Genomic DNA, 19626 nt, shown 5'->3' on the forward strand with positions numbered 1-19626 from the left:
ATGCTGGGCCGCTGGAGCGGCCCGGGCAGCTATCAGTTTGCTATCAGGCAGCCATGGCCTTGATCGCGGCCGACAGGCGCGACTTGTGACGTGCCGCCTTGTTCTTGTGCACGATCTTCTTGTCGGCGATGCTGTCGATCACGGCTTGCGAGTTCTTGAAGATCTCGGCGGCTGCGGCCTTGTCGCCAGCGTCGATGGCCTTGCGGACGGCCTTGACGGCGGTGCGCAGACGCGAACGCAGGCTGGAGTTGTGAGCGTTCTGGGCAACGGCCTGGCGGGCGCGCTTGCGGGCTTGTGCGGAATTTGCCATGTAAAAAATATCCTGAATTCAGATGCGTGCCGCGGGGGACACAACAATTAAGTCATATCGAGCGACCCGGGATGCACTGACACACGAATCCGGAACGCAACTGTCCTTGTGAATCGGCAATTATACACAGATGCCGGAGCATGTGACAAGACCGCCGGGACTTTGCCGGCGCAGGCCGGGCGCCGCGGCGCGATCCGTATAATAAGCGCCACATTCTGCCGGGCCACGTGGCGCGCCGGCAACTTTACTGCCCGGACCGCGTCTCAAGAAGCTCGCGGTGCCGACGGCACCGGCCCACCGTTCCCGCACCCGTCCGCATCTTGAACCTGCTCAAAGCGCTCGCCACCATCAGCAGCCTGACGATGCTCTCGCGCATCACTGGCCTGGTGCGCGAGATCCTGATCGCCCGCGCCTTCGGCGCGTCGGACATGACCGACGCGTTCAACGTGGCGTTCCGCATTCCCAACCTGCTGCGCCGCATCTTCGGCGAAGGCGCGTTCTCGCAGGCGTTCGTGCCGATCCTCGGCGAATACCACACCAAGCGCGGCGATGCCCCGACCAAGGCCCTGATCGACGCGGTCGCCACCGTGATGACCTGGTTGCTGATGGCCGTGTCGCTGCTCGGCGTGATCGGCGCGCCGCTGGTGATGACGGTGGTCGCCACGGGTTTTCGCGGGCAGGCCGATACCTATACCGCGGCCGTGTTCATGACGCGGGTGATGTTCCCGTATATCGGGCTGATCTCGCTGGTGGCGCTGGCGTCGGGCATCCTCAATACCTGGCGCAAGTTCGCGGTGCCGGCCTTTACGCCGGTGCTGCTCAACCTGTGCCTGATCGTGGCGGCGCTGTTCGTCGGCCCCCACATGGAGCAGCCTATCTACGCGCAGGCGTGGGGGGTGCTGATCGGCGGCGTGCTGCAGCTGGCGATCCAGGTGCCGGCGCTACGGCGCCTGGGGGTGATGCCGCGCATCCGCTTCAACCTGCGCGCGGCGTGGTCTGACCCGGGCGTGCGCCGCATCCTGCGCCAGATGGGGCCGGCGCTGCTGGCGGTGTCGGTGGCGCAGGTCAGCCTGATCATCAATACCAATATCGCCTCGCGGCTGGCGGCGGGCAGTGTTTCTTACCTGACCTATGCCGACCGGCTGATGGAATTCCCGACCGCGCTGCTGGGCGTCGCGCTGGCGACGATCCTGCTGCCGAGCCTGTCCAGGGCCAACGCCTCGGGCGACCATGCCGAGTACTCGAGCCTGCTCGACTGGGGCCTGCGCCTGACGTTCCTGCTGGCCGTGCCGTGCGCGGTCGGGCTGTTCGTGTTCGGCGCGCCGCTGACCGCGGTGCTGTTCAACTATGGCAAGTTCGACGCCCATGCGGTCGAGATGACGCGGCAGGCGCTGGTCTCGTACGGCGTGGGCCTGATAGGCCTGATTTCGATCAAGATCCTCGCGCCGGGCTTCTATGCGCGCCAGGATATCCGCACGCCGGTCAAGATCGCGCTGCTGGTGCTGGTGATCACGCAGGCCTGCAACGTGGCGTTCGTGCCCTGGATCGGCCATGCCGGGCTGGCGCTGTCGATCAGCGCCGGGGCCACGCTCAACGCACTGCTGCTGTTCTTCGGCCTGCGCCGGCGCGGCCTGTACCGCCCGGCGCCGGGCTGGTGGCTGTTCCTGGCGCAGCTGAGCGCGTCGGTGCTGCTGCTGTCCGGCATGCTGCTCTGGTTCGCGCGCAACTTCGACTGGATCGGCCTGGGCGCGACGCCGCTGCTGCGCATTGCGCTGCTGGCTTCGTGCCTGGTACTTGCAGCGGTGGTCTACTTCGGTACACTGTGGCTCATGGGACTGCGCTACTCTGCCTTCAGGCGCCGGGCCGGCTGATGGGTCAGCGGCAACTGCCATTGCCGGCTGACGGCCTGGCATGGGTGACCCACGCTGCGCGCGGTGCCGGCGGCTGCACCGGGAAACCGACATGACATCCACCAAAGTCCTGGATTATTTCGCCAGCCTCGTGGCCGACGAAAACGGCATCCCGCTGACCGAAACCGCGCTGTCCATCGCGCAGGATGCCTACCCAGACCTGGACCTGCAGGGCGAGCTGGCGGCGCTGGACGTGCTGGCGCTGCGGCTGAAGCGGCGGATTGCCGAAGGCACCCCCGCGATCCAGCGGCTGCGGCTGCTGAACCATTTCTTCTATCGCGATCTGGGCTTCGGCGCCAACGCGAACGACTACTACGACCCCGACAACTCCTACCTGAACGTGGTGCTGCGCCAGCGCCGCGGCATCCCGATCTCGCTCGCGGTGCTGCATATGGAGCTGGGCCAGCAGATCGGCCTGCCGCTCAAGGGCGTGTCGTTCCCCAACCATTTCCTGCTGCGGATGACGATCCCGGCCGGCGAAGTGATACTGGACCCGCTCACCGGCGAAACCCTGTCGAAGGAACAGCTGCAGGAGATGCTGGACCCGTACCTGGAGCGCGAAGGTATCAGCGATGCCAGCCAGGTGCCGCTGGGGCTGTTCCTGCGCGCGGCCAGCCATCGCGAGATCATCGCGCGCATGCTGCGCAACCTGAAGGCGATCTATCTGCAGGAGTCGCGCTGGCAGCGGCTGCTGGCGGTGCAGAACCGGCTGGTGATCCTGCTGCCGGGTTCGATCGAGGAAGTGCGCGACCGGGGCCTGGCCTATGCCAACCTGGAGTGCTTCCGCCCCGCGCTGGCCGACCTGGAAGCCTATGTCCAGGCCCGCCCCGACGCCGCCGATATCGGCCAGATCCGCGAGCGCATGCCCGCGCTGCGGATGATGAGCCGCAGCCTCAGCTGAGGCGGCGGGCTTGACTCATGCGGCTCAGCGCTCGACGCGCGTGGGCCGGCGGCGGTTGCCGCGCACCAGCTTCCACAGCCCGCCCAGCACCAGCGGCACCACCGCCGCGCCGATGCCGGCCAGCACGATCAGGTTCAGGTACTGGCGGATAAACGGCAGGTTGCCGAAGAAGTAGCCGGCAAACACCAGGCCGACCACCCATGCCACTGCGCCGACCACGTTGAACATCTGGAAGCGCGCGAAGGTCATCTGCGACACCCCGGCGACGAACGGCGCGAAGGTGCGCACGATCGGCACGAAGCGCGCCATCACCAGGGTCTTGCCGCCATGCCGCTCATAGAAGTCATGGGTGCGGCGCAAGGCATCCTGGTCCAGGAAGCGCCACTGGTGGTCGAACACCTTGGGCCCGATCCAGCTGCCGACGAAGTAGTTGACGGTATTGCCTGAGATGGCCGCGACCAGCAGCAGGCCGATCAGCACCCATTCGTTCATGGCGCCGGTCGCGCAGAAGGCGCCGGCGATAAACAGCAGCGAGTCGCCCGGCAGGAACGGCAGCACCACCAGCCCGGTTTCGGCAAAGACGATCAGGAACAGGATGGCATAGACCCAGTGGCCGTACTGGTCGATGACCGTGCCGAGATATTTGTCGACATGCACCAGCATGTCGATGAGCTGCAAAGCGAGATCCAAGTCGTTCCCCGTGTGGTGGTTTGACGGTTTTCTTTCAATGCGGCGCGGGTGTCCGATCCGCGCCGCCATGGCCTGAATCATACAAGAGCGGCCGCCCCTTTCCCCCTCCTCGGCAACCCGTCTGCGTGGGGGAACGTGCACGTATAATCGCCGGATGCCCGCCTCCCCTTCCAGCACTGCCTTGCGCACCACCCAGCAGCCGCGCCCGATCCGGCCGCTGCCGGACCAGCTCATCAGCCAGATCGCCGCCGGCGAAGTGGTCGAACGGCCGGCGTCCGTGGTCAAGGAACTGCTGGAGAACGCGCTCGATGCCGGCGCCACGCAGCTCGGCATCCGGCTGGAGGAAGGCGGCGTGCGACGCATCGTCATCACCGATAACGGCTGCGGCATTCCCGCCGCCGAGCTGCCGGTGGCGCTGATGCGGCACGCCACCAGCAAGATCGCCTCGCTCGACGAACTCGAATCGGTGCTGACGCTGGGCTTCCGCGGCGAGGCGCTGGCCTCGATCGCGTCGGTGTCGCAGATGTCTCTGACCAGCCGCACCGCGGCCGATGCCCACGCCACCCAGGTCAGCGCCGATTCCGGTGCGGTCCAGCCCGCCTCCGGCGGCGTCGGCACCACGGTCGACGTGCAGCACCTCTACTTCAACACGCCGGCGCGCAGAAAGTTCCTCAAGACCGAACAAACCGAGCTGGGCCATTGCCTGGAGATGGTCCGGCGCGTCGCGCTGGCACGGCCGGACGTGACCATCTCGGTCCACCACAACGGCAAGCCGCTTGAGCACTGGAATGCCGGCGACGTCGCCACGCGCACGGCGCAGGTGCTGGGCAGCGACTTCGCCCGCGCCCGGCTGGCGCTGGACGAGCACGCCGACACCCTGAGCCTGTACGGCTTTGCCGGGCTACCGACCGCCTCGCGCGGGCGGCCGGACCAGCAGTACTTCTTTGTCAACGGCCGCTTCGTGCGCGACAAGCTGCTCAACCATGCGGTGCGCAGCGCCTACCAGGACGTGCTGCACGGCGACCGCTTCCCGTCGTATGTGCTGTGCCTGGACCTGCCGCCGGAGATGGTCGACGTCAACGTGCACCCGTCCAAGATCGAAGTGCGCTTCCGCGAATCGCGCGCCGTGCACCAGTTTGTCTACCACGCGGTGCAGCGCTGCCTGGCACGCCAGGCCGGTGCCAACGGCGACAGCCTGCATACCGATGCCGACGACGAGATCACGCTGCCGCCGGGCGCCGCGACGCCGGCGGCTGCGGCGCGTCCTGGCGCCGGCGGTCCGGGCCAGTGGATCAACTATTCCGCGGCGCGCCAGACCGAACTGGGCATCGCCCAGCCGCGCCAGGCCTACCTGGGCATGGTGCGCGAGGCGACCGCACCGGCGCCACGCCCCTACGGCGCACCCGCAACGCCCTCGGGCGGCTGGGCCGGCGCGTCGGCGCAACCGCCGGCATGGCTGGCCGACGTCCAGGCCGCGCGCGCCGGCGATCCGCCCGGCCTGCTGGACCGGCTGGCGCCGGCGCCTGACGAGCCCGGCGCCGCCGACGAACATCCGCTCGGCTATGCCATCGCCCAGCTGCACGGCATCTACGTGCTGGCGCAGAATGCGCGCGGGCTGGTGCTGGTCGACATGCACGCGGCGCACGAGCGCATCCTCTACGAGCAGATCAAGGCCGCACTGGACGCGCGCGAACTGGCGGTGCAGCCGCTGCTGATCCCGGTCACACTGACCGCCAGCCCGGTCGAGATCGGCGTGGCCGAAGAACACCAGCAGACGCTGACGCTGCTGGGCTTCGATATCGCCCCGGTGTCGCCGACCACGCTGGCGGTGCGCGCGGTGCCGGCGCTGCTGCAGCAGGCCGATGCCGAGGCGCTGGCGCGCGACGTGCTGCGCGACCTGCACGCCTACGGCGGCTCGCGCGTGCTGGCCGAGCGTCGCAACGAGCTGCTCGCCACGCTGGCCTGCCACAGCGCGGTGCGCGCCAACCGCAAGCTCACGGTCGAGGAAATGAACGCGCTGCTGCGCCAGATGGAGCAGACCGAGCGCGCCGACCAGTGCAACCACGGCCGGCCCACCTGGGTGCAGCTGACCGTGACCGAGCTCGACCGGCTCTTTATGCGCGGGCAATAGGCGCGCTCGCATCTTCGATCCAAGGCTTTCGATGTCCGCCGTGCCCCCCGATTCCGCCTCGCACCCGCCCGTGGTCTGCCTGCTCGGCCCCACCGCGTCGGGCAAGACCGCCGCCGCGCTGGCGCTGGCGGCCGACGCGCCGGTGGAGATCATCAGCCTGGACTCGGCGCTGGTGTACCGCGAGATGGATATCGGCACCGCCAAGCCCACGCGCGAAGAACTGGCCGTGGCGCCGCACCACCTGATCGACATCATCGACCCGGCCGACAGCTACTCGGCCGCGCAGTTCGTCGCCGATGCCGAACGGCTGGTCGCGCAAATCCGCGCGCGCGGCCATGTGCCGCTGATCGTGGGCGGCACCATGCTGTATTACAAGGCGCTGACGCAGGGGCTCAACGACCTGCCGCAAGCCGACGCCGCGCTGCGCGCCGAGCTCGACCAGCTCGCCACCGAACGCGGCTGGCCGGCGCTGCATGCGATGCTGGCAGAGGTCGACCCGGTCACCGCGGCGCGGCTCGCGCCCAATGACGCGCAGCGCATCCAGCGCGCGCTCGAAATCCACCGGCTGTCCGGCCAGCCGATGTCGGCGCTGCTGGCACGCCAGGCCGAGGGCCGCACCTTTGCCGGCGCGGCCGACCAGCGCTACCGCGTGATCGCGCTGGAACCGTCGGACCGGCTGGCGCTGCATGCCCGCATCGCCCAACGCTATGACGCCATGCTGGCGCACGGCTTTGTCGAAGAGGTCGAGCGGCTGCGCGCGCGCGGCGACCTGCATCCGGGGCTGCCGTCGATCCGCTGCGTCGGCTACCGCCAGGTGTGGGAATACCTGGACGGCGAGGCCGACTTTGCCACCATGCGCGAGCGCGGCATCGCCGCCACGCGCCAGCTGTGCAAGCGCCAGCTGACCTGGCTGCGCAGCACGCCCGAGCGGCTGGTGGTGGATTGCCTGGCGCCCGATTATGTCGACCAGGTGCGCTGGCTGGCGGACTTCGGCCACTGATCCGGCGGCATGCCGGCTGGCATGGCGAGTGACGGACAGGCGATAATTGCCGATCCCTGACCTCGCAAGGCCGACCCGCATGTCCAACCCCACCTTCACGCTGCGCCCCGCCACCGCCGCCGACAGCGAAACCCTGTTCAACCTGATCCTGGCGCTGGCCGAATACGAAAAGCTGACCCATCTGGTCGAAGCCACGCCGCAGAAGATCGAGGCGGCGCTGTTCGGCGCCACGCCGCATGCCGAGGCCGTGCTGGTGGAAGTCGACACCGATGTTGGCGGCAATGCGGGCGGCAATGCAGGCCGGAAGGCGGTCGGCTTTGCCCTCTTCTTCCACAACTTCTCGACCTTCCTGGCCAAGCCGGGCCTCTACCTGGAAGACCTTTACGTCGATCCGGCCTGGCGCGGGCACGGCCTGGGCAAGGCGCTGCTCAAGCATCTGGCCGCGCTCGCGATCGAGCGCGGCTGCGGCCGCTTCGAATGGTCGGTGCTGGACTGGAACCAGCCGTCGATCGACTTCTACCGGGCCATGGGCGCCGACGTGATGCCCGACTGGCGCATCTGCCGCGTGACCGGCGCCGCACTGGACCGGCTCGGCGCTGCATAAGACGGCGACCGGTCCACCGTCGGTGTTATACACTTGATGCCGAACCGCCATACAATGGCAGCACCAACTGTCTTTTTTCCGGACCGCGCCAACCGCCATGCCACGCACCAAAGCCGAACCGCCCGCCCCCGCCGCCGACGGACTCCCTGAGACCGACGCGGACGGCACGCGCGGCGCATCGGTCGAGGAAATCGCCGACCGCATCCTGACCGCGATCTGGGAGCACCGCTTGCCGCCGGGCACCAAGCTGGTCGAGGAAAAGCTGGGCGGTGTGTTCGGCGTCAGCCGCACCAAGGTGCGGCTGGCCTTCGCCAAGCTGGCGCACGAGGGTGTGCTGACCGTGCATCCCAACCGCGGCACCTTCGTCTCCAGCCCGAGCGTGGCCGAAGCGCGCCAGGTGCTGCATTCGCGCCACCTGCTGGAACCAGCGCTGGTGCGCGACCTGGCCAGCGCGATCAGTGCGAAAGGCGTGCGCGCGCTGCGCGAAACCACGCGCCAGGAAGCGCAGGCGCGCGACAGCAACGACCGCCGCGCCATCATCCGGCTGTCGGGTGAGTTCCACTGCAAGCTGGCGGAAATGACGGGCAACCAGTACCTGGGCAAGTATATGCGCGAGCTGTGCTCGCTGACCTGCCTGATCATCGCGCTGTATGACGCGCCGGGCGTGCCGTCGTGCCCGCATCACGAGCACGACGATATCGTCGATGCGCTGGAAGCCGGCGACGGCGAACGCGCCGCGCGGCTGATGAGCGAGCACCTCGGCCACGTCGAAAGCACGCTTCGGCTGGAGTTGCCGGCCGAGGAAAAGGTCGACCTGGAAGCGGTGTTCGCCGCGGTCTGAGCCGCGGCGTTAGCCTGAACGCAAGCCGCGGCGCGGCTTAGCGGTGCTCGATGCGCGCCGCCAGCGCCGCCGGCAAACCCAGCGTGGGCTTGGCATCGGGGCGGCGGAACGTGCCCGCGGTGGCCTTGCGCGGCTGCAGCGCGACCAGCGCCTCGGCCTGCTTGACGGCGGCGGCCATCTGGTCGACCACCGGCACCGGAATGCGGTCGCGCACGCGCGCGGCCAGGCCGGCGAGCGGCGCGCCGGCCAGGATCACCACATCGGCCTCGTCCTCCACCACCGCGCGGTTGGCCAGTTCCACCAGCACGGCTTCCTTCTCTTCCTGCACGTCCGACACCGACGCAAAGCTGCCGTCGAGCATGCGGATGCCGGCCAGCCGGCCGCGCAGCCCGTGCATGTCGACGCATTCCTCGTACCAGGGCCCGAGCGCCCGCGCAAAGGTGACGATGGCAAAGCGCCGTCCCAGCATGCACGCCGACAGCATCGCGGCCTCGGCCATGCCCACCACGGGCAGGTCGAACAGCTCGCGCGCGCCCATCAGGCCGGGATCGCCGAAAGCGGCGATGACCGCCGCATCGAACTGGCCGTGGTGCTCGGCCAGCATTTCCAGCGCGATGGCGCCGCCGATCTGCGCCTCGGCGCGGGTGGCGATATACGGCACGCCGCGGCTGGCGGTCAGCGGCACCAGCTCGGTGCCGGGCGCGGCGGCCTCGGTGGCCGCGGCCATCAGGCGCGCGGTGATGCCTTCGCTGGTGTTGGGATTCAGGACAAGGATTCGCATGTCAGGGGATCAGGCAGGGTTGACTAGGGACGCCAGCAGGCTTTCGGCCAGCCGGGCGGCGGCCAGCACGCTGCGATCGGCACCGCGCGGGCCCGCGATCTGTAGGCCCACCGGCAGGCCGTCGCGGCCGCTGCCGCAAGGCACCGAGATCGCGGGTGCCAGCGCATGGTTGAAGAAGGGCGTGAACACCGCGTGGGCGCGCGGCTCGACCGCGATGCCGCCGATGCGCTCCGGCCCCAGGCGGTCATTGCGCCATGCCACGCACGGCGTGGTCGGGCACAGCAGCAGGTCGTAACGGGTAAAGAAGCCGGCCACCGCCAGCGCGATCTGTCGGCTGGCCTCGCGCGCGCGCGCCACCTCGGCGCCGGTCCACGCCAGGCCGCGCTCGATCTGGCGCGCGATGTCGGCATCGAACACTTCCGGGTCGCGGCGCCAGGCCTCGCCATAGAGATGGGCCAGCCCGACATGCTGCAGCGGCATCAGCGCGGCCTCGTCGGCGCCCTGCGGCCAGACCGGGTCGGCGCGCTCGATGCTGAGCCCCGCGGCCTGCAGGCGCGCCACGGCTTGGTCGAAGGCCTGCGCGACATCGTCGTCGACCGGCGTGTCCAGCCCCAGGCGCGGGCTGACCGCGATCTTCAGCGTATGCAGCGGCCGCGCCGCGGCCAGCGCAAAGCCCAGCGTGTCGGGGTCGCGCGGATCGGCGCCGGCCAGCGCCTCGAACATCAGCTCGGCATCGGCGACGGTGCGGGTGATCGGCGCAATCACCTGGATGCCGTTAAAGGCATGGGCAAAGCCGACCGAATCCGGAATCGCGCCGTAGGAGGGCTTGAAGCCGACCACGCCGGCATGCGCGGGCGGGCGCCGGCTGGAGCCGCCGCCATCGGTGCCCAGCGCCAGCGGCGCCATGCCCGCGGCCACCGCCACCGCGCAGCCGCCGGACGAGCCGCCCGCGGTCAACGTGGCATCGAGCGGATGGCGCGTCAGGCCGTAGACCTTGTTGGTGGTCAGCCCCTTGCAGGCGAACTCCGAGGTGTTGCCCATGCCGAGCACGATCGCACCGGCGCGGCGCAGCCGCTCGACCGCGATCGCGTCGGCGGGCGCGATGAAGTCACGGTACAGCTGCGAGCCCTGCGTCACGCGCCGGCCCTGGCTCCAGATCACGTCCTTGACGATCACCGGCACCCCCGCCAGCAGCGGGCGCTCGCCCTGCGCCAGGCGCGCGCGCAGTTGCGCCAGGTCGGCATCGACAAGCTCCTGGCGTTGTTCGAAGACGGCGTTGAGCTGGTCGTTGCGCGCCGCGATGCGCGCCTGGAACGCCGCCGTTACCTCAGCGGGGTCGAGGCGCCCGGCGGCGACGCGGGCCGCGATGGTGGCGGCATCCAGGCGGTTGGTCAGTTCCATGTCTACAGTGTCGGTCAAAGTATCGATCGCGCAAGGCGGCGCTTACAGGCTGCCGCCCGAGGTGCGGTAGCGCGGCCGCGCCATTTCGGGCAGGCCGCACGGCAGGAACTCGCCGTGGCCGGCCTCGGCCATGAGCTCGCCCTCGTGCGCCACCACCTTGCCGCGCACCAGCGTGGTCACCGGCCAGCCGGTCACGCGCAGGCCCTCGTACGGGGTGTAGTCGACGGCATGGTGCAGTTCCTCGTTGCGGATCGTCACTTCGCGCCGCGGATCCCAGATCGCCAGGTCGGCATCGGCGCCGATGGCGATGGTGCCCTTGCGCGGATGCAGGCCGTAGAGCTTGGCCGGGTTGGTCGAGGTCAGCGCGACGAACTGGTTGACCGAGATGCGGCCGCCCACCACGCCTGCCGAGAACAGCAGCGGCAGCCGCGTCTCGAGTCCGGGGATGCCGTTGGGGATGTACTGGAACGGGACCTCCTGGCCGCCGGGCTTCTTGCCCTGCGCGTCTTCGTAGCGGAACGGTGCATGGTCGGACGAGAAGATGGTGAAGAGGCCGTCGGCCAAGCCGTCCCAGATCACCTGCTGGTTGCTGCGGTCGCGCGGCGGCGGGCTGCACACGCACTTGGCGCCGTGGTAGCCGGGCTGGTCGAGGTCTTCGGCGGTCAGGAACAGATACTGCGGGCAGGTCTCGGCAAAGATCTTCATGCCGCGGTTGCGCGCCCAGCGGATCTGCTCGACCGCTTCCTTGCCCGAGACATGGACGATCAGGATCGGCACGTCGACCAGCTCGGAGAAGGTGATGGCGCGGTGCGTGGCCTCGCGCTCGATCGCCATCGGCCGCGCCAGCGCGTGGAACTTCGGCGCGGTATTGCCGGCGGCCTCGAGCTTGTCGGTCAGCCAGGCGATGCAGTCCGAGTTCTCGGCATGCACCATCACCAGCGCGCCTTCCTGGCGCGCCACCGACAGCACCTCGAGGATCTCGCGGTCGTTCAGCTTGAGGTCGTCGTAGGTCATGTAGACCTTGAACGACGAATAGCCTTCGCGGATCAGGCCCGGCAGCTCGTCGTTCAGCACCGCCTCGGTCGGGTCGGCCACGATCAGGTGGAAGGCGTAGTCGACCACCGACTTGCCGCCGGCACGGCGATGGTAGTCGGCCACCGCGGCGCGCAGCGAATGGCCCTTTTCCTGCGCGGCGAACGGGATCACCGTGGTGGTGCCGCCGCACGCCGCCGAGACCGAGCCGGTGCGGAAGTCGTCCGCCATGCGCAGGCCGTCCGGCATCGGCTGGTCCAGGTGGCAGTGCGCGTCGACACCGCCCGGCAGCACCAGCTTGCCGCTGGCGTCGATGACCTGCGCGGCCTCGCCCAGGTCGTGGCCAAGCTGCACGATGCGGCCGCCGGCGATGCCGATATCGCATTGCATGGTGTCGCTGGCGGTCACCACGGTGCCGTTGCGGATGATGAGGTCGAACTGTTTCACGGTACGGTCTGGTTGTGAGGACTAGGAGAGAGCGGCCGCGCTTCAGCGGTCGGCGTCGGCCAGGTGCATGCGCGCGGTTTCACGCGCCGCGAACGCCGCCACCGCGATCAGCGCGCACACCGCCGCCAGGTAGAGCGCCACCGGCATGGTGTTGCCGAAGCGGTCGAGCAGGCCCACGGCGATCAGCGGGGCCAGCGCGCCGCCGAACACGCCGGCAAACTGGAAGCCCAGCGAGGCGCCGGTCACGCGCACCCGGGTGGCGAACAGCTCGGGCAGGAACGACGCCAGCGGCGAGAACATGAACGACACCAGCACCATGCCGACGAACGAGGCCAGCATGATCAGCGCCGGGCTGCCGGTCTTGACCATGGCGAAGAACACGAACGCCCACACCGCGCCGCCGATGCCGCCGATCATCAGCACCGGACGGCGGCCGATGCGGTCCGCCAGCAGGCCGGCGATCGGGATGAACAGTATCTGCGCCACCGCGCCCAGCAGCACGGCATTGAGCGCGATGCTCTTGGGCAGGCCGAGCTTGGTCGGCACGAAATACAGCAGGAACAGCGTGAAGACGTAGAAGGCGATGTCGCCGCCCAGCCGCGCGCCGAATGCGATCAGCAGCTGCTTCTTGTAGTTGCGCAGCACTTCCATGATCGGCGCGCGTGCTTCGGCATGCGATTCCTCCAGCTTCTCGAACATGCCGGATTCGCGCACGTTGGAACGGATATACAGCCCGACGCCCACCAGCAGCGCCGACAGCAGGAACGGCACGCGCCAGCCCCAGCTGAGGAAGGCTTCTTCCGATACCTGCCAGGTCACCAGCGCGAAGATGCCGTTGGCCAGCAATAGTCCGATCGGCGCCGCCAGCTGCACCAGGCTGCCAAGGATACCGCGCCGTTTCCCTTCCGGATCGAGCTCGTTGACCATGATCGCCGCCCCGCCCCACTCGCCGCCGAGCGCCAGGCCCTGCACCACGCGCAGCAGCACCAGCAGCAGCGGCGCCAGCGCGCCGGCGGTGGCATAGGTCGGCAGCAGGCCGATGCCGAAGGTGGCCAGGCCCATCATCAGCAGCGTGATGATCAGGATCGACTTGCGGCCCATCTTGTCGCCGTAGTGGCCAAAGATCGCAGCACCGAGCGGCCGCGCCACGAACGCCACGCCGTAGCTGGCGAAGGACAGCAGCGTCGCGGTCAGCGGATCGCTCTGCGGGAAGAACAGCTTGGGGAAGACCAGCGCGGCGGCCGATCCGTAGATGAAGTGGTCGTAGAACTCGAGCGTGGTGCCGGCCAGGCTGGCCCCGGCAACTCGCGCGACTGACTGTTTCTTGGCCGACGCGCCGTTGTCCGCGGCGTCGATGCTGACTGCTTGCATGGTGGATCCTCCAATGGTCCCTGGCCGGTCCGGTGCGCGCCGTTCGCTGGCGTCGCGCCGGGTTGTCTCCGACGAGGCATGCATGTGCCTCGCCTTTGCTCAGTACATTAGGCCATAAACCGCCATACAATCAAGCGAAATATTGTTTGTCAGTGAGGATGCATATGCATGCTGGATATTGTTGCGGGTAAACACCTAGATATCGCACGGCAAAAAAAACGGCGCATGCCCGAAGGCATGCGCCGTTTTTTTTATCGATGCTGAAGTAGCGTCAGATCACGATGGTCTGCGCCTCGCCCTCGGCCCGCTCGCGGATCTCGCCGATCTGCCACACGGCTTCGCCGGCGGCCTGCAGGTGGCGGATGGCGCGTTCGGCGTCTTCCTTGGCGACGATCACGACCATGCCGATGCCGCAGTTGAAGACACGGTGCATCTCGTCGTCGGCGACGCGGCCCTGTGCCTGCAGCCACTGGAACAGCGGCGGCAGCGTCCAGGCATCGCGATGCAGCACCGCGGTGACGTCCTGCGCCAGCACGCGCGGCACGTTTTCGGTCAGGCCGCCGCCGGTGATGTGGGCCATGCCCTTGACCGGAAGCGTCTCGATCAGCGACAGCAGCGGCTTCACGTAGATCCGGGTCGGCGCCATGATCGCGTCCTGCAGGCGCTGGCCGTGGAAGTCGGCGTTCAGGTCCGGCTTGGCCACCTCGATGATCTTGCGCACCAGCGAGTAGCCGTTGGAATGCGCGCCCGACGAGGCCAGGCCCAGCACCACGTCGCCCGGGGCGATGGTGCTGCCGTCGATGATCTTCTTCTTCTCGACCGCGCCGACGGCGAAGCCGGCCAGGTCGTATTCGCCGTCCGGGTACATGCTCGGCATTTCGGCGGTCTCGCCGCCGATCAGCGCGCAGCCGGCCAGTTCGCAGCCGCGGGCGATGCCCTGGATCACCGTGGCGGCGGTGTCGACGTCGAGCTTGCCGCAGGCGAAGTAGTCGAGGAAGAACAGCGGCTCGGCGCCCTGCACCAGGATGTCGTTGACGCTCATGGCGACCAGGTCCTGGCCGACGGTGTCATGGCGGTTCAGCTGGAACGCCAGCTTGAGCTTGGTGCCCACGCCATCGGTGCCCGACACCAGCACCGGCTCCTGGAACTTCTTCGACAGCTCGAACAGCGCACCGAACCCGCCGATGCCCGCCATCACGCCCTCGCGCATGGTGCGCTTGGCGAACGGCTTGATGCGGTCGACCAGCGCGTCGCCGGCATCGATGTCAACACCGGCGTCGCGGTAGGAAAGGCCTGCCTGGCCGGCGGTCGGGGATGCGCTCATGGGAACCTGCTTGTCCTGGAGGAAATAAAGTGAGGAATTCGGCGCTCGGGCCACCGTCGCTTCCGGCGCGTGGCATCGGAAGGCGGGCGCGAGTCCAGTAGAATCGCAATTTTAACGGATAGAGGCCCCCCGCTTCCAGTTTCCGGCGAGATCGCGCCGCAAACCGCGCTGCCGCCCTCCTGCAACCCCTGATGAATGCCCCGCTGTTGAACCAAGAGGCCAAGCGCATCCTGCTGTGGATCGTCGTGGCCGTGGCGCTGTTCGCCGCCATTATCGCGCTGGCGCCGGTGCTGACCCCGTTCCTGTTCGCATTCATCTTCGCCTATATCCTCAACCCCGGCGTCGACTGGCTGCAGCGCCGCCGCGTGCCGCGCGCGATCGGCGTGACGCTGATGATCCTGCTGCTGACGGTGGTCTGCGTGATGCTGGTGCTGCTGCTGATCGCGGTGCTCCAGCGCGAGATCCCGCAGGTGCGCGAGCAACTGCCGATCCTGCTGAAGAAGCTCAATTCGGTGGTGTCGCCGCGGCTGGCCGAGTTCGGCGTGCGCGTGCGCTTCGACTTCCCCGGCCTGCGCAACATGATGTCGGACCGCTTCGCCGCCAGCCCGGAAGACCTGCTGGTGGTGCTGCTGAACTACGTCAAGATGTCGGGTTCGGCGCTGATCACGGTGGCGGGCATCGTCTTTATCGTGCCGATCGTCATGTTCTACCTGATGATGGACTGGCACATGGTGATGCGCCGCATCGAGGGCGTGGTGCCGCGCCGCTGGGTGCCCAAGGTGCGCGAGCTGACCAACGAGACCGACGCGCTGCTGTCGCAGTACCTGCGCGGCCAGATCCTGGTGATGGTGATCCTGGCGGCGATCTACTCGATCGGGCTGACCATCGCCGGCTTCGATATCGGCGTGCCGGTCGGGGTCTTCACCGGGCTGGCGGTGTTTATCCCGTATATTGGCTTCGGCGTCGGGCTGGTGATGGCGATCCTGGCCGCGCTGCTGCAGTTCGGCAACTGGTACGGGCTGGCCGCGGTGGCGGTGGTCTACGGCTTCGGCCAGTTCATCGAGAGCTTCTACCTGACCCCAAGGCTGGTGGGCGAGCGCATCGGCCTGCACCCGCTGGTGGTGATCTTCGCGCTGCTCGCGTTCGGCCAGCTGTTCGGCTTCTTCGGCGTGCTGCTGGCGCTGCCGACCTGCGCCGTGCTGCTGGTGGGGGCGCGCCAGCTGCGGCGGGTTTACCTGGCCAGCGATCTCTATCGAAAATAACGGCTGCTGCCACTGCCCGCCACCCGCTGCAGCTCCACGAATCTAAGCCGAAGTTAGCCATACGTCATGTCCCCGCGTCCCAAGCAACTGTCGCTCGAGCTGGGCAGCCCGCCGCCTTCGACCTTCGAGAATTTCGTGGTGGCGTCCAACCGCGAGGCGGTGCAGCGGCTGCGCGAGCTGCCGCCCGCGCTGGCGCAGGAGCATGCCAGCGACCGCCTGATCTACCTGTGGGGCGAGGTCGGCTGCGGCCGCACCCACCTGCTGCATGCGGTGTGCGAGGCCGGGCCGCAACATGGCATCCGCTGCCGCTACCTGAGCCCGCACCACCCGCTGTCCGATTTCATGTTCGACCCGTGGTGCCAGCTCTATACCGTCGATGACGTCGAGCTGCTCGACGAGGCGCGCCAGATCGCGGTGTTCTCGCTCTACAACGAGGTGCGCGCGCACGGGCGCACCGCGCTGGTGGTGGCGGGCGGCCTGGCGCCGCGCGCGATGCCGGTGCGCGAAGACCTGCGCACCCGGCTGGGCTGGGGCCTGGTGTACCAGGTCGCGCCGTTGTCGGACGACGACAAGAAGGCCGCCGTGCTGCATGCGGCACGCGAGCGCGGCCTGCAGCTGTCGCCCGAGATCACGCACTGGCTGGTGACGCGGCATTACCGCGACATGCCCAGCCTGATGGCGCTGCTGGACGCGCTCGACACCTATTCGCTCGAGCGCAAGCGGCCGGTCACGCTGCCGCTGCTGCGCGAGATGTTCGCCGAATTCCGGGATTAGGCGATGGCCCACGGCCCCTCCCCGGCACCGATGCTCCCCTACCCCCATCCTGCCTTCAGGTAAAATCGCCGCCCATGAATCTGGCACTCTTTGACCTCGACCACACCCTGATCCCGACCGACAGCGACCATGAATGGGGCCGTTTCCTGGTCCGCCTGGGCGTCGTCGACGAGGTAATCTACCGGCAGAAGAACGATGAGTTCTACGGCCACTACAAGGCCGGCACGCTCGATATCCAGGCCTTCCTGCGCTTTGCGCTGGCGCCGCTGGCGGCCAACCCGCGCGACCGGCTCGATGCCATGCGGGTGCGCTTCATGCACGAGGTGATCGACCCGGTGATCACGCCGCAGGCGCGCGCGCTGGTCTACAAGCACCTCGAGGCCGGCGACCTGTGCGCCGTGGTCACCGCCACCAACAGCTTCGTCACCGCGCCGATCGCCGCCGCCTTCGGCATCAAGCACCTGATCGCGACCGAGCCGGCCACCGTCGACGGCAAGCCCGAGAGCCAGTTCACCGGCGAGGTCTTCGGCGTGCCCAGCTTCCGCGAAGGCAAGATCACCCGCGTCGAGGCCTGGCTCAAGGCCCAGGGCGCGGGCTGGGACAACTTCGAGACCACCACCTTCTACAGCGACTCGGCCAACGACCTGCCCCTGCTGGAAAAGGTCTCCGAGCCGATCGCCACCAACCCGGACGATCGCCTGCGCCACCACGCCGCCGCGGCCGGCTGGCGCATCATGGATCTGTTCTGACGTGATCAAGAAGCTCATTACCCGGCTGCTGGGCAAACCCGGCCCCAAGCAGCGCCGTACCGGCCGCGCCCATACGCCGCGCATCGTCAACGTCGACGAACACCGGATCGACCCGACGCTGCTGTCGCGCAATGCCGTCAAGGTCACCTCGACGCTGCAGCAGGCCGGCTACCAGGCCTATATCGTCGGCGGCGCCGTGCGCGACCTGCTGCTCGGCATCAAGCCCAAGGACTTCGACGTCGCCACCAACGCCACGCCCGAGCAGGTGCAGTCGCTGTTCCGGCGCTCGCGCATCATCGGCCGGCGCTTCCAGATCGTGCACGTGACCTTCTACGGCGGGCGCGAGCAGGAGATCATCGAGGTCTCGACCTTCCGCGCGCTGGTCGACGCCATCGCCAGCGAGACCCTGCCCGAAGGCCGGCGCCTGAAGCGCGCCGAGCTCGACAGCAAGACCCATGCGATCGATGCCTCGGGCCGCGTGCTGCGCGACAACGTGTGGGGCTCGCAGGCCGAAGACGCGGAACGCCGCGACTTCACCATCAACGCGATGTACTACGACCCGGCCGCGCAGACCGTGCATGACTACCATCACGGCATGGAAGACATCCGCGCGCGCCTGCTGCGCATGATCGGCGACCCGGCCACGCGCTACCGCGAAGACCCGGTGCGGATGCTGCGCGTGGTGCGCTTCGCCGCCAAGACCGGCTTCGACATCGACGAGGCCACGCGCCTGCCGATCGCCGGCCTGGCCGAGCTGATCCACAACGTGCCGAGCGCGCGCCTGTTCGACGAGATGCTCAAGCTGCTGATGTCCGGACACGCCTGGGCCTCGCTGCAGGAGCTGCGCAAGGCGGGCCTGCACAAGGGCCTGCTGCCGCTGCTGGACGTGGCGCTGGAGCAGCCCATGGGCCAGCGCTTCGTGCAGCTGGCGCTGGACAACACCGACCGCCGCGTGCAGGCCGGCAAGCCGGTGTCGCCGGGCTTCCTGTTCGCCGCGCTGCTGTGGCACCACGTGCTGCAGCGCTGGAACCAGCTGCGCGACGAGGGCGAGCACGCCATCGCCGCGCTCAACACGGCCATGGACACGGTGCTGGAAAAGCAGACCGGCCAGCTCGCGATCCAGCGCCGCTTCGTCATCGACATGCGCGATATCTGGGGCATGCAGCCGCGCTTCGAGAAGCGCGTGGGCCGCATGCCGTTCCGGCTGCTGGAGTCGCCGCGCTTCCGCGCCGGCTACGATTTCCTGGTGCTGCGCTGCCAGTCCGGCGAGCTGCCGGAAGAGCTGGGCGCGTGGTGGAACGATTTCCAGAACGCCGAGCCGCACGAGCGCGAAGACCTGATCGACGCGGTGCGCAGCACGCGCGCCCAGGGTGGGGGCCAGGGTGGCGCCCAGGGCGCGGAAGGCGAAGGCCCGGCGCGCAAGAAGCGCCGCCGGCGCGGTCCGCGGAAATCGGATAAAGTTTCTTCCCGGAGCGACTCGGACGCGGGCGAGGCAGCACATGCCGTCCCCGGCCAGCCGGAGGAAACGTAAATGACTCTCGCCTTCATCGGCATCGGCGCAAATCTTGGCGATGCCCGCCAGGCCATCAAGGACGCCATCGTGTGCCTGGCCCAGCAGGTCGGCATCACGGTGCTGGCGCGCTCCTCGCTCTATCGCACCGCGCCGGTCGATGCCGGCGGCGACGACTACTACAACGCGGTGGTCAAGGTGCAGACCTCGTTCACCGCAGCGCAGCTGCTGCGCATCTGCCACCACATCGAGGACCAGTTCGGCCGCGAGCGCCCGTTCCGCAACGCGCCGCGCACGCTCGACCTGGACCTGCTGCTGTTCGGCGACGAACAGCACGACCACGAGCACCTGACCGTGCCGCACCCGCGCCTGACCGAGCGCGCCTTCACGCTGGTGCCGCTGCTGGAACTGGACGCCGCGCTGGCGATCCCGGGGCGCGGCCGCGCCGCGGACTACCTGGCCGGCGTGGGCGCGCAGCGCATCGAGAAGGTCTCCACCTGCAAGTGCCTGCGCATGCAGGCCGCCGCCGGCGAACCTGGCAATGGCGGCACGCCCGGCTGATCCCGCGCGACGGCGCCCGCGGCGCTG

General features: G+C 68.6%; 18 protein-coding genes. 11 read left to right on the top strand and 7 right to left on the bottom strand.

Features of this window, described 5'->3' with window-relative positions:
* Positions 1-43 precede the first annotated feature (43 nt).
* The gene (gene rpsT, locus A2G96_RS19180; protein WP_006579059.1) at positions 44-310 is read right to left on the bottom strand and encodes a 30S ribosomal protein S20; all 267 of its coding nucleotides are present in this window, start codon (positions 308-310) and stop codon (positions 44-46) included.
* A gap of 320 nt (positions 311-630) precedes the next feature.
* Between rpsT and murJ the strand changes: the two genes are divergently transcribed.
* Complete coding sequence (gene murJ / locus A2G96_RS19185; protein ID WP_062801643.1) at positions 631-2181, top strand: murein biosynthesis integral membrane protein MurJ; 1551 nt, start codon at positions 631-633, stop codon at positions 2179-2181.
* A gap of 91 nt (positions 2182-2272) precedes the next feature.
* Positions 2273-3121: a SirB1 family protein gene (locus tag A2G96_RS19190; protein WP_062801644.1), complete on the top strand. Its 849-nt coding sequence runs from the start codon at positions 2273-2275 to the stop codon at positions 3119-3121.
* A 24-nt stretch (positions 3122-3145) separates the two neighbouring features.
* On the opposite strand, the gene A2G96_RS19195 is transcribed toward A2G96_RS19190, so the two are convergent.
* The gene (locus tag A2G96_RS19195) at positions 3146-3799 is read right to left on the bottom strand and encodes a VTT domain-containing protein (RefSeq protein WP_062801645.1); all 654 of its coding nucleotides are present in this window, start codon (positions 3797-3799) and stop codon (positions 3146-3148) included.
* A 166-nt stretch (positions 3800-3965) separates the two neighbouring features.
* Between A2G96_RS19195 and mutL the strand changes: the two genes are divergently transcribed.
* The 4 genes from mutL (at position 3966) to A2G96_RS19215 (ending at position 8387) form a co-directional block, all read left to right on the top strand.
* The gene (gene mutL, locus A2G96_RS19200; RefSeq protein WP_062801646.1) at positions 3966-5942 is read left to right on the top strand and encodes a DNA mismatch repair endonuclease MutL; all 1977 of its coding nucleotides are present in this window, start codon (positions 3966-3968) and stop codon (positions 5940-5942) included.
* A 31-nt stretch (positions 5943-5973) separates the two neighbouring features.
* Positions 5974-6942, top strand: coding sequence for a tRNA (adenosine(37)-N6)-dimethylallyltransferase MiaA (gene miaA, locus A2G96_RS19205; protein ID WP_062801647.1), 969 nt, complete (start codon positions 5974-5976; stop codon positions 6940-6942).
* Between the two features lie 79 nt (positions 6943-7021).
* Positions 7022-7546: a GNAT family N-acetyltransferase gene (locus tag A2G96_RS19210; RefSeq protein ID WP_062801648.1), complete on the top strand. Its 525-nt coding sequence runs from the start codon at positions 7022-7024 to the stop codon at positions 7544-7546.
* A 97-nt stretch (positions 7547-7643) separates the two neighbouring features.
* A complete protein-coding gene (locus A2G96_RS19215) occupies positions 7644-8387 on the top strand; it encodes a GntR family transcriptional regulator (RefSeq protein WP_062801649.1) in 744 nt (247 codons plus the stop codon).
* 37 nt (positions 8388-8424) lie between these two features.
* Here A2G96_RS19215 and A2G96_RS19220 read toward each other — a convergent pair whose 3' ends face one another.
* From A2G96_RS19220 to purM, 5 genes are all read right to left on the bottom strand, one after another.
* Positions 8425-9168 carry an aspartate/glutamate racemase family protein gene (locus A2G96_RS19220; RefSeq protein WP_012353775.1) on the bottom strand — a complete coding sequence of 248 codons (744 nt, stop codon included), beginning with the start codon at positions 9166-9168 and terminating at the stop codon, positions 8425-8427.
* Positions 9169-9177: 9 nt separating this feature from the next.
* A complete protein-coding gene (locus tag A2G96_RS19225; protein ID WP_062801650.1) occupies positions 9178-10569 on the bottom strand; it encodes an amidase in 1392 nt (463 codons plus the stop codon).
* A 42-nt stretch (positions 10570-10611) separates the two neighbouring features.
* Positions 10612-12048: a dihydropyrimidinase gene (hydA, locus tag A2G96_RS19230; RefSeq protein ID WP_062801651.1), complete on the bottom strand. Its 1437-nt coding sequence runs from the start codon at positions 12046-12048 to the stop codon at positions 10612-10614.
* A 42-nt stretch (positions 12049-12090) separates the two neighbouring features.
* A complete protein-coding gene (locus tag A2G96_RS19235; protein ID WP_062801652.1) occupies positions 12091-13419 on the bottom strand; it encodes an MFS transporter in 1329 nt (442 codons plus the stop codon).
* A gap of 271 nt (positions 13420-13690) precedes the next feature.
* On the bottom strand, positions 13691-14743 hold the full coding sequence (purM, locus tag A2G96_RS19240; protein WP_062801653.1) for a phosphoribosylformylglycinamidine cyclo-ligase: 1053 nt from the start codon (positions 14741-14743) through the stop codon (positions 13691-13693).
* A 191-nt stretch (positions 14744-14934) separates the two neighbouring features.
* On the opposite strand from purM, the gene A2G96_RS19245 reads away from it, so the two are divergent.
* From A2G96_RS19245 to folK, 5 genes are all read left to right on the top strand, one after another.
* Positions 14935-16005, top strand: coding sequence for an AI-2E family transporter (locus tag A2G96_RS19245; RefSeq protein ID WP_062801654.1), 1071 nt, complete (start codon positions 14935-14937; stop codon positions 16003-16005).
* Between the two features lie 66 nt (positions 16006-16071).
* Positions 16072-16779, top strand: coding sequence for a DnaA regulatory inactivator Hda (hda, locus tag A2G96_RS19250; protein WP_062801655.1), 708 nt, complete (start codon positions 16072-16074; stop codon positions 16777-16779).
* A 74-nt stretch (positions 16780-16853) separates the two neighbouring features.
* Positions 16854-17528, top strand: a complete 675-nt coding sequence (locus A2G96_RS19255) for a histidinol-phosphatase (protein ID WP_062801656.1) — start codon at positions 16854-16856, stop codon at positions 17526-17528.
* A gap of 1 nt (position 17529) precedes the next feature.
* Complete coding sequence (gene pcnB / locus A2G96_RS19260) at positions 17530-19059, top strand: polynucleotide adenylyltransferase PcnB (RefSeq protein WP_062801657.1); 1530 nt, start codon at positions 17530-17532, stop codon at positions 19057-19059.
* Complete coding sequence (gene folK, locus A2G96_RS19265; RefSeq protein WP_062801658.1) at positions 19060-19599, top strand: 2-amino-4-hydroxy-6-hydroxymethyldihydropteridine diphosphokinase; 540 nt, start codon at positions 19060-19062, stop codon at positions 19597-19599.
* Positions 19600-19626: the final 27 nt, after the last annotated feature.

The sequence above is a fragment of the Cupriavidus nantongensis genome (assembly GCF_001598055.1).
GTDB lineage: Bacteria > Pseudomonadota > Gammaproteobacteria > Burkholderiales > Burkholderiaceae > Cupriavidus > Cupriavidus nantongensis.

Coding starts and splice junctions, on each gene's coding strand:
- mutL (WP_062801646.1), top strand. CDS start 3,966: ATGCCCGCCTCCCCTTCCAGCACTGCCTTGCGCACCACCCAGCAGCCG.
- A2G96_RS19235 (WP_062801652.1), bottom strand. CDS start 13,419: ATGCAAGCAGTCAGCATCGACGCCGCGGACAACGGCGCGTCGGCCAAG.
- hda (WP_062801655.1), top strand. CDS start 16,072: ATGTCCCCGCGTCCCAAGCAACTGTCGCTCGAGCTGGGCAGCCCGCCG.
- A2G96_RS19220 (WP_012353775.1), bottom strand. CDS start 9,168: ATGCGAATCCTTGTCCTGAATCCCAACACCAGCGAAGGCATCACCGCG.
- A2G96_RS19255 (WP_062801656.1), top strand. CDS start 16,854: ATGAATCTGGCACTCTTTGACCTCGACCACACCCTGATCCCGACCGAC.
- A2G96_RS19215 (WP_062801649.1), top strand. CDS start 7,644: ATGCCACGCACCAAAGCCGAACCGCCCGCCCCCGCCGCCGACGGACTC.
- A2G96_RS19190 (WP_062801644.1), top strand. CDS start 2,273: ATGACATCCACCAAAGTCCTGGATTATTTCGCCAGCCTCGTGGCCGAC.
- miaA (WP_062801647.1), top strand. CDS start 5,974: ATGTCCGCCGTGCCCCCCGATTCCGCCTCGCACCCGCCCGTGGTCTGC.
- folK (WP_062801658.1), top strand. CDS start 19,060: ATGACTCTCGCCTTCATCGGCATCGGCGCAAATCTTGGCGATGCCCGC.
- A2G96_RS19210 (WP_062801648.1), top strand. CDS start 7,022: ATGTCCAACCCCACCTTCACGCTGCGCCCCGCCACCGCCGCCGACAGC.
- rpsT (WP_006579059.1), bottom strand. CDS start 310: ATGGCAAATTCCGCACAAGCCCGCAAGCGCGCCCGCCAGGCCGTTGCC.
- purM (WP_062801653.1), bottom strand. CDS start 14,743: ATGAGCGCATCCCCGACCGCCGGCCAGGCAGGCCTTTCCTACCGCGAC.
- A2G96_RS19225 (WP_062801650.1), bottom strand. CDS start 10,569: ATGGAACTGACCAACCGCCTGGATGCCGCCACCATCGCGGCCCGCGTC.
- A2G96_RS19245 (WP_062801654.1), top strand. CDS start 14,935: ATGAATGCCCCGCTGTTGAACCAAGAGGCCAAGCGCATCCTGCTGTGG.